At 70.3% G+C, this 12889-nt stretch carries 9 protein-coding genes and 3 pseudogenes; 9 read left to right on the forward strand and 3 right to left on the reverse strand.

Annotation, left to right across the window (positions count from 1 at the left end; all coding sequences use genetic code 11):
* The coding region (locus AC3ET4_RS29040) for a glucose-6-phosphate dehydrogenase assembly protein OpcA (RefSeq protein WP_431954642.1) at nucleotides 1-669 on the forward strand (669 nt) is incomplete at its 5' end.
* 67 nt (nucleotides 670-736) lie between these two features.
* Here the strand turns inward: AC3ET4_RS29040 and AC3ET4_RS29045 are convergent.
* Nucleotides 737-1477 carry a DUF4328 domain-containing protein gene (locus AC3ET4_RS29045; protein WP_431954644.1) on the reverse strand — a complete coding sequence of 247 codons (741 nt, stop codon included), beginning with the start codon at nucleotides 1475-1477 and terminating at the stop codon, nucleotides 737-739.
* 644 nt (nucleotides 1478-2121) lie between these two features.
* Here AC3ET4_RS29045 and AC3ET4_RS29050 point away from each other — a divergent pair.
* Nucleotides 2122-2484: pseudogene (locus tag AC3ET4_RS29050) on the forward strand (hypothetical protein); the annotation flags it as partial.
* Here the strand turns inward: AC3ET4_RS29050 and AC3ET4_RS29055 are convergent.
* Complete coding sequence (locus tag AC3ET4_RS29055; protein ID WP_431954646.1) at nucleotides 2458-2919, reverse strand: hypothetical protein; 462 nt, start codon at nucleotides 2917-2919, stop codon at nucleotides 2458-2460. The pseudogene AC3ET4_RS29050 and the gene AC3ET4_RS29055 sit on opposite strands and share 27 nt — an antisense overlap.
* 365 nt (nucleotides 2920-3284) lie before the next feature.
* The gene (locus AC3ET4_RS29060) at nucleotides 3285-4826 is read right to left on the reverse strand and encodes an MFS transporter (protein ID WP_431954648.1); all 1542 of its coding nucleotides are present in this window, start codon (nucleotides 4824-4826) and stop codon (nucleotides 3285-3287) included.
* Between the two features lie 579 nt (nucleotides 4827-5405).
* Between AC3ET4_RS29060 and AC3ET4_RS29065 the strand changes: the two genes are divergently transcribed.
* The 7 genes and pseudogenes from AC3ET4_RS29065 to AC3ET4_RS29095 all read left to right on the forward strand — a co-directional run.
* Nucleotides 5406-6326, forward strand: a complete 921-nt coding sequence (locus AC3ET4_RS29065) for a carbohydrate ABC transporter permease (protein ID WP_431954650.1) — start codon at nucleotides 5406-5408, stop codon at nucleotides 6324-6326.
* A gap of 2 nt (nucleotides 6327-6328) precedes the next feature.
* On the forward strand, nucleotides 6329-7273 hold the full coding sequence (locus AC3ET4_RS29070) for a carbohydrate ABC transporter permease (RefSeq protein WP_431954656.1): 945 nt from the start codon (nucleotides 6329-6331) through the stop codon (nucleotides 7271-7273).
* Between the two features lie 113 nt (nucleotides 7274-7386).
* Nucleotides 7387-8730, forward strand: a complete 1344-nt coding sequence (locus AC3ET4_RS29075) for an ABC transporter substrate-binding protein (protein WP_431954652.1) — start codon at nucleotides 7387-7389, stop codon at nucleotides 8728-8730.
* 211 nt (nucleotides 8731-8941) lie between these two features.
* Nucleotides 8942-9934 (forward strand): LacI family DNA-binding transcriptional regulator, encoded by a 993-nt coding sequence (locus tag AC3ET4_RS29080; protein ID WP_431954658.1) that lies wholly within the window; start codon nucleotides 8942-8944, stop codon nucleotides 9932-9934.
* A 180-nt stretch (nucleotides 9935-10114) separates the two neighbouring features.
* Nucleotides 10115-11863, forward strand: coding sequence for a glycoside hydrolase family 35 protein (locus AC3ET4_RS29085; RefSeq protein ID WP_431954654.1), 1749 nt, complete (start codon nucleotides 10115-10117; stop codon nucleotides 11861-11863).
* A gap of 718 nt (nucleotides 11864-12581) precedes the next feature.
* Nucleotides 12582-12722, forward strand: a pseudogene (locus tag AC3ET4_RS29090) (IS21-like element helper ATPase IstB); the annotation flags it as partial.
* A gap of 76 nt (nucleotides 12723-12798) precedes the next feature.
* Nucleotides 12799-12889, forward strand: a pseudogene (locus tag AC3ET4_RS29095) (histidine phosphatase family protein); the annotation flags it as partial.

Below are 12889 nucleotides of genomic sequence, written 5' to 3' on the forward strand. Positions count from 1 at the left end.
CACAGTGTGGTGCTGCCGCTGCTGCTGCCCGACGCCCCCGTGGTGGTCTGGTGGCCGGTCGACGCCCCCGCGAACCCCGCGACCGACGCCCTCGGCGCACTGGCGCAACGCCGGATCACCGACGCGTACGCGGTCGAGCAGCCCCTGACGGAACTGGAGGCCCGTGACGCCGGGTACGCCCCCGGCGACACCGACCTCGCCTGGACCCGGCTCACGCCCTGGCGCTCCATGCTCGCGGCGGCGCTCGACCAGGCCAGGGCCACCATCGCCTCGGCCGCCGTCGAGAGCGAGGCCGACAACCCCAGCGCCGAACTCCTCGCCCGATGGCTCGGTCTCCGCCTCGGCGTGCCCGTCGACCGCGTCGTCACCGAAGGCCCGGTCGTGACCGCCGTCCGGCTGCGCACCGCGGACGGCGAGATCACCATCGACCGCCCCGAAGGCCCGCTGGCCACCCTCGCCATCCCCGGCCAGCCCAGCAGGCACCTCGCGCTGAAGGTCCGGCCCACCGCGGAACTCATCGCCGAGGAACTGCGCCGGCTCGACCCCGACGAGATGTACGCCGCCTCGCTGCGCCACAGGGAGGCGGCACAGCCGCGTCGGCAGGAGAAGAGCACCGCGCGGAAGACCGGGAAGCGGTCCGCCCCGGCCGGCGGCGAGGCGGCCGGGTAGGCCGCCGCCGCTCACAGCCGGCCCGGCTCCGGCGCCCCGGCCGGCGCCCCCGTGCCGAGGGCCCCGTTCAGGAGAGGGTGAAGGGGCCCTCCGTCGCCTTGCGGTGCTGCATGGCCGTGAGCTTGCGGACGAACACCATGGCCAGCACCGCGGCGGAGATGTCCAGGGCGTCCGCCGCGATCATCATGCCGGCGGCCTCACGGACGTCGCCGGCGTAGCGTGACATGTCGTCGGTGACGGCCCCCGAGACCATCTCCAGCAGGTTGGAGGCGATCCACGCGGCCCACCAGTACGAGACCGGACCCGAGCCGGAGGGCCGCAGGCGGCCCTCCGGCGTCGTCTGGGAGCTCGCCACCCAGGTCTCCCGGGCGATTCGGAAGGGGATCCAGTAGAAGGCGATGGGGATGAACCAGCCGCCGATCGCCCAGCCGCGCCCCTTGTCGAACCCGTTGGGGGCGAACACCTCGGCGTTGGAGCGCACCCGGTGGAACCACACGATGAACAGGACCGCGGTCGCCACCAACGCGAGGAGTTGCAGCGCCGCCGCAAGACCGACCAGCACGTCCGAGGTGTCGAGCGCTGACGGGTCGACAGTGGCGAGCCCGTCCACCGTCGTTGTGCCGACGAGGGCGTAGCGGCCGGCCTCCGCGGCGATGGCGAGAACATCGGCCGCGATGACCAGCGACAGGAGGACCACCACCGCGGTCGCCAGGCCCAGGGGCGAGCGGAGCACGGCGGTGGTGGCCGGAGGGCCGGTGGGCACGGGGTACGGGGGGCCGGGCGGCGGCCCGACCGGAGTGAACGACATGAGATCCCCCCAGGGACTACGAAGAGCGGGCGCCCGCCGGGCGGCGGGCAGGAGGACAGTACGGCAGCGGATCTTGTCGAGTCCACATCATCGCCCCTGGCCCCGCCGTGGCCGGGGTTCCACCGTCGGTGAAGAGGGGTCTGCCGAGCTGCGCAGGGGTAAGTAATGCGAAGGTCGAGATTGCACCGGGAGTCGCGTGCTCGACCGGGCCGCGTGGCCCCAGCGGCGCCCATGTCGACACGTTCGCCACTGTTGGCGTCGCGCGCGCGACCGCGGTCCGTATGCTCGTTCACGCCAGCTGACCTGGACATAAGCGCCGCACCGGTAGAGGTGCGAGGAGCGCGGAGCGCGGACGCGCAGTGATGACACCGTGCGGGCAGTTTTCGGGGGCGCGGACGCATTGCGTCTGTCACCACGCCGCGGCGCGGCGGGAACCGACGCGGTGTGCTGCCGATTTGCCGCTCGCGGTCAGCCGCGCGGCCCGGGGGAGCGCGGGCACGGTGGTATGGGGGAGTGACCCCGTGCCCTGGATACGTCGCCACGGCTTTTGCGGACTCCACATGTACACAGACCGGTTGATCGCACATCAGAAAATCTCGAGGGTGTGGTGTCGCGAGATGCGGCAGTCGGCGGCGCGGCAGGTGGGCGCGGCCCGGCTGCCGCCCCGGCTCCTCAAAGGCCGCAGCCGTGGGCCGGTGTTCGTCACCGACCGCCGTCCAGGTCCGGGCAAGGTCGTAAGCCCCCGCGACGTCTGTCCGGACACCGGCCTGGCGCGCCTGTCGTACGGGCAGGCCCGCGGGCTGCTGGACGAGCACACCGCCCTGCGCGGCTTGGGACCGGGCTGGGACCTGCACGAGTACCGCCGTTCTGCCTTGACCCACCTCGGCGAGCAGGGCGCCTCGCTGCTGATGCTGACGGCGAAGTTCCGGCACAAGAAGCCGGGAGAACGTATGCGGCCTCGGGGAACATCGGTACAGCGGTTAATACTGCAACCGCATGTGGCGTGACGGAGTGCCGTGTTGGTCGAGGAGGACCGGCAGTTCCGGGGCCGGGGCGTCCTGGTCGACGGCCGTGTATTCGGGCAGGAGGTCGGCGACGGCCGTGCGGATGTCGCCGCGGCTGACGTCGTGCTCGCGGGCGAGGGCGGCGATGGAGCGGCCTTCCAGGTACGCGGTGCGCACGTCGGCGGTCTTGTCGGCCGGGACCGCCGGGCGGCGTCCGCCTTTATTGCCCTTGGCCTCGGCGGCGCGCAGTCCGTCGTAGGTCAGCTCGCGCTGGAGGTCGCGCTGGAGTTCGCCGGCGGCGGCGAGGGTCTGCACCATGAACTGCACGGTGGACAGCAGTTCTCCGGTGCGCGGGTGGCGGGCGGTGAGGTCCATGCCGGAGAACGCGCCGTCGTGGATGCGCAGGGCGACCTGACCGCGGTGCAGGACGTCGAGCACGTCGAGGATGTGGCGGTGCCGCGCACCAGGCGGAACATCTCGGAGATGTGGACGGTGTCGCCCGGCCGCGCGTAGGTTCGCCGGCCAGGACGAGGTTCTGTCGGTCGGTCGACTGCTGGTCGGTCGACACCCGCTTGTAGACGAGATTGGCCACGCTCTTCCCCCGCTTCGTCGGCGCATCAGAACCCGGGTGTCATCTAACCCTGTCGTCAACCGGCATCGGATCTCATTCGACCGGAGCCGTCGTCAGGCCCCAGGGCAGGTTGGGTTCATTAGACGCCCGCTGCGCCTGTCGTCATTCGATCGTTTGACGACAGCCAGGCGACGACGGCGGGGCTGCCAAACCAGTACCGCGCCGCCACGGTCTACGACGGGCCTGTCGCCTCGCAGCCGCTCCCTTCGTACTCGCCGTCCGAGCCGGCCGCGGGCGACGGTGTCGCGGTGCCCGTGCCGCGACGCGCGCGGGCGATGCCCCAGCCCACCAGTGCCGCGGCCACGGCCGTGAGCAGGAGGCCGGCCAGGGTGACAGCCTCGCCGAACTCCGCTGTCTGGTCGGCGCTCCAGTTCGAGGTGGCGATGTTGCCGGTGAAGAGCGCTGCGAGGATGGTCCCGCTGACGGCGATGCCGATTCCCGTGGCGACTTCGCTGGAGGTGTCGACGAGCGCCGCGCCGATGGTGGTGCGGCTGGCCGGCAGGCCACGCATCACGTTGGTCCCGGCGACGACACCCACCACGCGCATCCCGGCGGCGACGAGCACCAGCGCGGGGGCGACCCACACGTATCCGAAGCGGCCCAGCAGGGCGTAGACGGCGAGCCCGCACGCGACGGATCCCGCACCGAGCCAGGCTGCCTTGTCGAAACCCACACGCTTGAGCAGCGGGCCGATGAGAGAACCGCCGGCGATGAGTACGACGACCTGCGGCAGCATTCCCAGGGACGCTTGAGCCGGCGTCCAGTCCCAGTCGAGCTGCAGCTGGAGGGTAACGAGGTAGCCGAGGCCGGCGACGGCGAGGCCCGAGGCGCCCTTGAACGCCAGCCCGCTGGACACGAGCGGGCGGCCGACGAGCTTGAGGTCGAGCAGCGGATGGCGGGCGCGGCGCGCGCGGACGACGAACAGCACGGCCATCACGACGGCCGCTGCTGTGGTCAGCCAGGGAGCAAGGGATGCGGCGCCCGTGACGACGAACAGCGTCGGAACGACCAGCGCGGACACGATTGCCGCCGTGCCGAACAGAGCACCAAGGCCGTCGACGGGGTCGCGGTGCAGCTCGTCCTTCCGGTCGGCGGGAATGCCGCGCCGGATGCCGAGGAAGGCGAGTACGGCGATCGGCACGTTCACCAGCAGCAGCGCCTGCCACGGAGCGAACGCGAGGACGAAGCCGCCGGCCGTGGGCCCGATCGCGAGTCCGACCAGACCCACGGTCGAGATCAACGTCGTCGCACGGACCCGGAGCCCGTCCTCGTCGAACAGCCGGAACGCCAGGGCGAGGGAGCCCGGCGTCGTCATCGCGGCCGCAACACCCGTCGCCGCACGGACCGCGATCAGCTGCTCCGCCGTGGTGACGAACGCGGTCGCCAGGCTCGCAGCACCCAGCAGCACCAGCCCGACCAGCATGATCTTGCGGCGTCCGACCCGGTCGGCCAGCGCGCCGAAGGCCAGCATCAGTCCGCCGAAGACGACGGCGTACACGCCCGTGACCCACTGCAACGCTGTCGTCGATGCCGAGAGCCGGCGGCCGATGGTCGGCAGGGCGACGTTGAGGATCGAGTTGTCGAGCATCTCGAACAGGAACACCGCCGCCAGCCCGGCGAGGGCTATCCACGCTTCCCGCAGGGAACGAGGTGAACGAGAGGGCTCGGGGGGAGCGTCGACCTCGTCGACCGTTTCAGTACGTCGGACATTCACTGCGCACTCCTTCGAGGGGAAGAAGTGGCGGTCCGTCCGGCACCGCGTACGAGCCCCCGGCCCTGCTCATCGACAGTGTCGATGTCCAGCAGTAACCACAGGCTTTTACTTCGAGTGCTCCCATGCTACGACAACAATCGGAGGTCACGTTGCGGCACAGCGCCGCTACCGGAGTTCGCTCGACACATGCCCTCTCAGGGGCGCGGCCCTCGCAGTCGCGCACCCGTATACGAGAGTCACCCGTTGTCCGGGAGCGCGCCCGTACAGGAGATGCGGCCCACGGCGCGCCGTTGGCCGCAGGCGCCCGCAGGCGGACAGGAGCCGCGCAGGCGACAGGCCATGAGGCGTGCGCGGGTACGGGGTCCCGCGGTGGCGGACGAGTGCTCCGGCGTAGGTTGCGGGGGTGTGTCGCGGAGGAAACACACGAGGCCCCTTGACGTGTCGTGAGGGCCGGTGCAAACATCGCCCATCGAATGTTTGCGTAAACGTGCACGACTGCGGTCGATGATGTTTGCGCAACCATTCCGCGCCGCCCCATTGCGGCGGAACCCCCGCACGACGAAGTGAAGGATGGGATTCATGGCTGCCATGTCGCCGCCACCGGCTACCGGCCGAGCCGCGCCTCCCCGAGGACGCCGAGGCCGGCGCTGGCTCGGATGGGGCTTCGTGGCACCGTTCATGATCGTCTTCGCCCTGGTCTTCCTGGCGCCGATCGGCTACTCGATCTACCTGAGCCTGTTCCGCGACCGCCTCATCGGCGGCACCTCCTTCGTCGGCCTGGACAACTACGCGCAGGCCCTGCAGGACAGTCAGTTCTGGTCCGGCCTCGGCCGGGTCGCGCTCTTCCTGGCCGTCCAGGTGCCGATCATGTTGGGGATCGCGCTGCTGGTCGCCCTCGCGCTGGACAGCGGACGGCTCCACGGCCGGAACTTCTTCAGGATCTCGATCTTCCTGCCCTACGCGGTCCCGGCGGTCGTCGCGACGCTGATGTGGGGCTTCATGTACGGGGACCGCTTCGGCTTCGTCGCCAACATCAACGACGCCCTCGGAGTCTCGCTGCCGAACCCCCTCTCGCCCAGCCTGGTGCTGGCGAGCATCGGCAACATCGTGACCTGGGAGTTCGTCGGCTACAACATGCTGATCTTCTACTCGGCGCTGCACGTCATCCCGCGGTCCCTCTACGAGGCCGCCGAGATCGACGGCGCGAGCCAGCTGCGCGTCGTGACCTCCATCAAGATCCCGGCGATCCGCGGGGCCCTGGTCATCGCGACGATCTTCTCGATCATCGGCAGCTTCCAGCTGTTCAACGAGCCCAGCATCCTCAAGCCCCTGGCGCCCAACGCCATCACGACGTACTTCACGCCGAACCTGTACACCTTCTCGCTGTCCTTCTCCGGGCAGCAGCACAACTACGCGGCGACCGTCGCCATCGTCATGGGGGTCGTCACGATGATCATCGCCTACGTCGTGCAGCTGCGCGGCATGCGCAAGGAGGCATGACCATGGCACAGGCGAGCATCGAGGGGGACGTCCTGACCCCCCAGAGCGAGCGCCGCGGCGCCGCACTCTCCCGGCGCTCCGCGGGCCGGCGCCGCTCCTCCGACCGCCCCCGGCGCAGTGTCCTGCTCACCGTCCTGACCGCGCTCGTCGCGATCTACACCCTGATCCCGCTGGCCTGGCTGCTGATCAGCGCGACCAAGACGCAGAAGAGCCTGCTGGACTCCTTCGGGCTCTGGTTCAGCGGTGACTTCGCGCTGTGGGACAACATCCAGCAGACGCTCACCTACAACGACCACATCTTCGTGCGGTGGCTGCTCAACACCCTGCTGTACGTGGCGCTGGGCGCGGGCGGCGCGACCTTCCTCGCCGTCCTGGGCGGCTACGGGCTGGCGAAGTTCCACTTCCCGGGCAAGCGTGCGGTCTTCGCCGTGGTGATCGGCGCGGTCGCCGTGCCGGGCGCCGCGCTGGCCGTGCCGACGTTCCTGATGTTCAGCAAGATGGGCCTGACCAACACCCCGTGGGCGGTCATCATCCCCTCGCTGATCTCGCCGTTCGGTCTCTACCTGATGTGGGTCTTCGCCTCCGAGGCGATCCCCGACGAACTGCTGGAGGCCGCGCGGGTCGACGGCTCGGGGGAGATCCGCACCTTCTTCAGGATCTGCCTGCCGCTGCTGGGGCCGGGCATCGTCACCGTGCTGCTGTTCACCGTGGTCGCGACGTGGAACAACTACTTCCTGCCGCTGATCATGATCAAGGACCCGGACTGGTACCCCCTCACCCTGGGGCTCAACGCCTGGAACGCCCAGGCCGCAACCGCGGGCGGGCAGCCGGTGTTCAACCTGGTGGTCACCGGCTCGCTGCTGACGATCGTGCCCCTGATCGCGGCCTTCCTCCTCCTCCAGCGTTTCTGGCAGTCCGGTCTCGCCGCCGGCAGCGTCAAGGAATGACCCCCGGCGCCGGGACGGCGCCGCACCCCTCCTCCTGCGGTCCTCCGCACGGCACCGGTGTGCCGTGGCGACGGGTGGTGCCGCGGACCACCTCCACAACGAAGTGAGATGCGATGACGAACAAGCCAGTGCGCCGCACGGCGCAGGCACTCGCGGTGCTCTGCGCGGCGGCTCTGTCCCTGACCGCCTGCGGTTCCTCCGACGACTCCGCCTCCGGCGCCAAGGCCGCCGACGCGGGCAGCGTCGAGGCGGCGCTGAACAAGGGCGGCTCGCTGACGGTGTGGGCGTGGGAGCCGACCCTGAAGCAGGTGGCCGCCGACTTCCAGGCCAAGTACCCCAAGGTCAAGGTCAAGCTGGTCAACGCGGGTACCGGCAACGACCAGTACACGGCGCTGCAGAACGCCGTTCAGGCCGGTTCCGGTGCGCCGGACGTGGCGCAGATCGAGTACTACGCGCTGAGCCAGTTCGCGCTCGGCAAGTCCGTCACCGATCTGAGCGCGTACGGCGCCAAGGACCTGTCCAAGGCATACTCGCCGGGCCCGTGGAACTCCGTCGCCCTCAACGGCGGCGTGTACGCCCTGCCGATGGACTCCGGTCCGATGGCGATGTTCTACAACACGAAGGTCCTCGACAAGTACAAGATCAAGGTTCCCACGACCTGGGACGAGTACCTCACCGCGGCCCGCGATCTGCACAAGGCCGACCCGAAGGCGTACATCACCAACGACACCGGCGACGCGGGCTTCGTCACCAGCATGATCTGGCAGGCCGGCGGCCACCCGTACACGGTGGACGGCACCAAGGTGAAGGTGGACTTCGGCGACGCGGGCACCAAGAAGTTCACCGAGGTCTGGCAGAAGCTCATCTCCGAGAAGCTCCTCGCGCCCGTGGCCTCATGGAGCGACCAGTGGTACAAGGGGCTGGCCGACGGCACCATCGCCACCTTGAACACCGGCGCCTGGATGCCCGCCAACTTCGCCTCCGGTGTTCCCTCGGCGTCCGGTCAGTGGCGTGTCGCCCCGCTGCCGCAGTGGCAGGCCGGACAGACCTCCAGCGCCGAGAACGGCGGCAGCTCGCTGGCGGTGATGGAGGCGTCCAAGGACAAGCCGCTGGCGTACGCCTTCGTGAAGTACGCGAACAAGGACGCCGGTGTCCAGGCCCGCATCAAGGGCGGCGCCTTCCCGGCCACGACCGCGGACCTGCAGTCGAAGGCGTTCCTGGACACCCCCTTCCCCTACTTCGGCGGGCAGAAGGCCAACGAGATCTTCGCGAAGTCGGCTGAGGACGTCGCCAAGGGCTGGTCGTACCTGCCCTACCAGGTCTACGCCAACTCGATCTTCAACGACACCGTCGGCAAGGCCTATGTGTCCGGCACGCCGCTGTCCAGCGCCCTCGCCACCTGGCAGCAGGCCTCGGTCAAGTACGGCAAGGACCAGGGCTTCGACGTCACCGGCTGAGCTTCGCCGCGCCGGCGGCCGGCCCCGGCGGTCCTCCCCATGAGGACCGCGGGCGCCGGCCCGGGCGAACCGCGCGGTGCCTGAGCCGCGCGGTTCGCCCCTAGACTTCTGACCATCAACGGCACTGGAACGTAAGAGGTGTACGACGCAGGTGGACGGGACCGGACAGCGCCCGGCGGTGGGCCCGCAGCGGCGTCGGCGCGGTGCGTCGATGGCCGACGTGGCCAAGCTCGCGGGCGTCTCGGCGCAGACCGTCTCGCGGGTCTCCAACGGCTTCCCCGGGGTGCTGGAGGAGACCAGGCAGCAGGTGCTGGCCGCGATGAAGGAGCTCGGCTACCGGCCCAACAGCGCGGCCCGCGCCCTCAAGCGGGGCGAGTTCCGCACCATAGGCGTCATCCTGTTCAACCTCTCGAGCACCGGCAACATGCGCACTCTGGAGGCGGTGGCGTCCTCGGCGGCGCGCGAGGGCTACGCCACGACACTGCTGCCGGTCACCGTGCCGACGCAGGACGGGGTGCGGGGCGCGTTCACCCGGCTCGGTGAGCTGGCCGTGGACGGTGTCGTCATGATCATGGAGGTCCATCTGCTGGACGCGATGACGGTGGCGCTGCCGCCGACCGCGCCGGTGGTCGTGGTGGACTCCGACGCGGGCGACCAGTACTGCGTGGTCGACACCGACCAGGCCAGCGGCGCCCGGGCGGCCGTGCAGCACCTGCTCGACCTGGGCCACCGCACCGTGCGGCACGTCGCCGGCCCGAAGGAGTCGTTCGCCGCCGAACGCCGCGTGAGCGCCTGGCGGTCGGCGCTGGAGGAGGCGGGCCGTGAGGTGCCGCCGCTGCTGCGCGGCGACTGGTCCGCGGAGTCCGGCTACGAGGCCGGGCTGCACATCGCCCAGGACCCCTCATGCACCGCCGTGTTCGTCGCCAACGACCAGATGGCGCTCGGGCTGCTGCGCGCGCTGAGCGAGCACGGCCGGCGGGTGCCGGAGGACGTCAGTGTCGTGGGCTTCGACGACATCCCAGAAGCCGCCACATATGTGCCGCCGCTGACCACGATCCACCAGGACTTCGCCGAGGTCGGCCGGCGCTGCGTCGAAGGGGTGCTGCGGCAGATCCGCAACGACGAGGCGGAGCGGGGCACCACGCTGGTGCCCACCAGCCTGGTCGTGCGCGGCAGCACCGCGCCACCACCGAGAGGCCGCTGATCGCGGCTCCGGCCGCAGGTCTCCTCCCCGTCCGCCCCAACCCCCAGACCCCCGGCAGGCCATCGCACACTGAGATGGCAACGCAAACATCACGTCGCGACGGTGCCCGCCCCACACGGACGAACACCCCCGTGACCGCACCGAACGCACCAGAACTACTCCACTGGAGGAGCACGGCCCATGCCCGTACTGCGGATCGAAGGGAACGAATTCCGCCTCGGCGGCGAACCGTTCCGCATCATCTCCGGTGGCCTGCACTACTTCCGCGTCCACCCCGCCCAGTGGCGCGACCGGTTGCGCAAGGCACGGCTGCTCGGACTCAACACCATCGACACCTATGTGCCGTGGAACCTCCACCAGCCCCGGCCGGACACCTTCCGCGCCGAGGACGGCCTGGACCTGCCGGCCTTCCTCGAGCTCGCGCAGGAGGAGGGCTTGCACGTGCTGCTGCGCCCCGGCCCGTACATCTGCGCCGAGTGGGAGGGCGGCGGGCTGCCGTCCTGGCTGCTCGCCACGCCCGACATCCAGCTGCGCACCAGCGACCCGCGCTACCTGGCGGCCGTGGACGACTACCTCGACCGGCTGCTGCCGCTCGTCGTGCCGTACCTCGCCACCAACGGGGGCCCCGTCCTGGCGGTGCAGGTGGAGAACGAGTACGGCGCCTACGGCGTGGACCCGAGCTACCTGACGCATCTGCAGGACCGGCTGGTGCAGGGCGGTGTGGACGTCCCCCTGTTCACCTGCGACCAGCCCGCAGACCTCGCCCGCGGCAGCCTCCCGGGTGTCCTGAGCACCGTCAACTTCGGCAGCCGCCCGGCACAGGGCCTGGCAGCGCTGCGCGAGCACCAGGGCGACGGGCCGCTGATGTGCACCGAGTTCTGGAACGGCTGGTTCGACCGCTGGGGCGGCGTGCACGTCGTCCGCGACGCCTCCTCGGCCGCCGCCGACCTCGACGAGCTGCTCTCGGCAGGCGCCAGCGTCAACCTGTACATGTTCCACGGCGGGACCAACTTCGGCTTCACCAACGGAGCCAACGACAAACACACCTACCGCCCCACCATCACCTCCTACGACTACGACGCGCCCCTGGACGAGGCCGGCGACATCACCCCGAAGTACCTCGCCTTCCGCGAGGTCCTCGCCCGGCACACCACCGTCCCCGACGAGCCCCTGCCCGAGCCGTCCGAGAAACTCAGCCTCCTCGGCGTCTCCCTGCCTGGCAGCGCCCCGCTGCTCGGTTCCGCCGACCGCCTCGGCGAGGCCGTGGCCGGGCCGCGTCCGCTGACCTTGGAGGAACTCGGCCAGGACTTCGGCTTCGTCCTGTACGAGACGGCGCTGCGCGAGCCGGGCCCGACCCTGCTGCACTTCGCCGGCATCTCGGACCGGGCACAGGTGTTCCTCGACGGCGCGGCCGTCGGCGTGCTGGAGCGTGAACTGCACGAGACCGCCCTCGCCGTCACCGTGCCGGCGGGCGGGGCCACGCTGGCCGTCCTCGTGGAGAACCAGGGCCGCGTCAACTACGGGCAGGGCATCCACGACCGCAAGGGCCTGACCGGCACCGTCACCGCGGGCAACGCCGAACTGACCGACTGGACGAGCCGACCCCTGCCCCTGGACGACCTGTCGGGCCTCACCTTCACCACCGGTGGCCCGCAGCCCGTGGGACCGACGTTCCACCGCGGCGAGTTCGAGGTCGACGAGCCCGCCGACACGTACCTGGACCTCACGGGCTGGACCAAGGGCAACGCGTGGGTCAACGGCTTCCCCCTCGGCCGCTACTGGTCGCGCGGCCCGCAGCGCCGCCTGTACGTCCCCGGCCCCGTGCTGCGGCCGGGAACGAACGAGGTCGTCGTCCTCGAACTCCACGCCACCGCCCGCGCGGTGGCCGACCTGCGGGACACCGCCGACCTCGGACCGATCGAGGAGTGAACCGAGGAGTGACCGGACCGCACGGTGACCGGGTGACCCCCGGCGCCTGAGCGCACGCCGCACCGCCCCGCATTCCGGGGCGGCGCGGTCGTTCGTGGCCGGTGCGCGGCGAAGACGTCACCTGACGCGGGTCGGGCGCAGCGCCACCCGATGGTCGGCGGACTCGGCGCACGACCTGACGCGGCGGGCGAGGCGGCGGACGGTGGAACGGCGCAGGGCGCACCGCCGAAGAACAGCGTCGCCATCGCCTCCAACGAGTCGTTCGCCAAACCGCACATGTTCCTTCGAACCCGTGCCAGGTGCTGCCGAGACTTCACGGGTTCGTCGGTGTCGAGGAGGTTGCTCAGGCGCCCCGATGTTCGCGCCACGCGTCCTGAGGGCTTCGAGCTAGGCTCGGGGGAAGTGCTCACCCCATTTGCTGCGGTATGTGCTCTCGCCGTGCTCCCTCACGACCTCGTCGAAGCAGCGGATCATTGCTCGGGCAACGACGTCGATGTTCTGCTGGGTGGACCGGATCTCGGTCCCGTGTTGTCGTGGGCGCTACCTCGGTCGGCTTGAGCAAGCGGGGATTTACACGTTCGTGCGTTCACGGTGGAAGATCCTGCGGAAGGCGGTGGGCTCGGCCTCGAACTGTGCTCGGCATTCTGTGGCCCCAGGAACGGGATACGGCCAGGTGGCAGCGGCAACCCTTGTGAGGGACCAAGTGCCGGCCCCAGATGGCTGGACCAAGACCTTCACCGATCCCCGCCTCTGCGCGGCCAGGGTCGACCGCCTCATCTTCAACGGCGCCATCATCGAGGCTGGCACCGACTCCTACCGCCTCGTCGGCACCCGCGCACGCGTCGAAGAATCCGTTTGATCGTTCTGAGTCGTCTCTTCCATAATCGCGGACTCGGTCAGGCAGGCGACGCTGCTTACAGGAAGGGCACGTACCCATGCGCACTCTCTACGTCGTCACCCATCCGGAGGCGACGCACCACGTGGAGGAGTTGTCGGCGGATGGCACGATTCGCAGCTGACGCCCGC

The sequence above is a fragment of the Actinacidiphila sp. bgisy167 genome, assembly GCF_057707665.1.

Excerpts from the sequence above, each read along its gene's own strand:
- AC3ET4_RS29075 (WP_431954652.1), top strand. The coding sequence starts at position 7,387 with ATGACGAACAAGCCAGTGCGCCGCACGGCGCAGGCACTCGCGGTGCTC.
- AC3ET4_RS29045 (WP_431954644.1), bottom strand. The coding sequence starts at position 1,477 with ATGTCGTTCACTCCGGTCGGGCCGCCGCCCGGCCCCCCGTACCCCGTG.
- AC3ET4_RS29085 (WP_431954654.1), top strand. The coding sequence starts at position 10,115 with ATGCCCGTACTGCGGATCGAAGGGAACGAATTCCGCCTCGGCGGCGAA.
- AC3ET4_RS29065 (WP_431954650.1), top strand. The coding sequence starts at position 5,406 with ATGGCTGCCATGTCGCCGCCACCGGCTACCGGCCGAGCCGCGCCTCCC.
- AC3ET4_RS29080 (WP_431954658.1), top strand. The coding sequence starts at position 8,942 with ATGGCCGACGTGGCCAAGCTCGCGGGCGTCTCGGCGCAGACCGTCTCG.
- AC3ET4_RS29070 (WP_431954656.1), top strand. The coding sequence starts at position 6,329 with ATGGCACAGGCGAGCATCGAGGGGGACGTCCTGACCCCCCAGAGCGAG.